General features: G+C 30.0%; 1 pseudogene. It reads left to right on the top strand.

The features are described from left to right. Nucleotides 1-919, top strand: a pseudogene (locus KIB46_RS16315) (transposase); the annotation flags it as partial. Nucleotides 920-1,087 lie beyond the last annotated feature (168 nt).

The following is a 1,087-nucleotide window of genomic DNA, read 5'->3' as shown; positions in this document are numbered from 1 at the left end:
TATTCCACTTAAACAAGTGGTATTTGATGACTCGAATAGTCCTAAATATCAGAAATTTAAAGTGGACAAACTACCTAAAATCATTAAGTTTGAAAAGGTCGATTATATTTTGCTTTTAGGTTATTACAAGCACAGATACAACAAATTAGTTAAGCCCGTCAATAGACGTAACGGTAAGTCTATTCCTAAAGAAACCATCTGTCCTAAATGTGGTACTCCTCATGAGTATATTTACGATAACAATGGATCTAAGGGACAGTACCTTCGTAAAGTTTGTGGTTTAACATTTAAAGAAAATAACTTCACATCTAAAGCTCTAAACTTTAAATGTCCTTATTGCAATACTACACTTGATATTCACAAAAAGAAGAAAAGTTTTATCGTCCATAAGTGTAGGAATCCTAAATGCTCTTATTACTTAAATAACCTTAAAAAGTTGCCAAACAATCTATCCCATTCTGAGAAATCAAAATATAAATTACATTACAAGTATAGAGAATTTACTTTAAATTTTTTCAAAATGAACTTATATGAAGTTTCTCCTAAAGCTACAAGTTTTAATTTCAAAAAGTTTAATCCTCATATCCTTGGCTTATGCTTGACTTATCATGTTAATCTTAAATTGTCTACAAGACAAACCGCTCACGCATTAGCGGAAGTACACGGTATTAAAATTTCACATACCCAAGTTGCTAATTATGCTTTAACAGCTGCTAGTATTATAAAACCTTTTGTAGATACATTTGATTACAAACCATCCAAAATACTTGCAGCAGATAAACCTTATATAAAAATTAAAGGCATTATGCACTATATATGGATAGTAATGGATGCCTGTAAAAAATCTATTCTTGGTTATCAAGTATCTGATACAAGAACTGTTGGCCCTTGCATAAAACCAATTCGTTATAACCTATAATTGTAAAAACCTCATTTACTTATGATACGGTTCTCCGTAACTATTATAAATGCGAATACTTTTCCACTTTAGTTAGAGTATAATTTTAGTAGGCAGAGATAGTAATAAAAACTAGATAAAAATAAAAGGAGATGCAAAAGCATCTCCCAATATACATAAATATCCATT

The organism is Clostridium sp. (assembly GCF_018372875.1).
Classification (GTDB): Bacteria; Bacillota; Clostridia; order Clostridiales; family Clostridiaceae; genus Clostridium.
The sequence above is the reverse complement of the archived record's forward strand: the minus strand, read 5'-3'. Positions and strand labels throughout refer to the sequence as shown.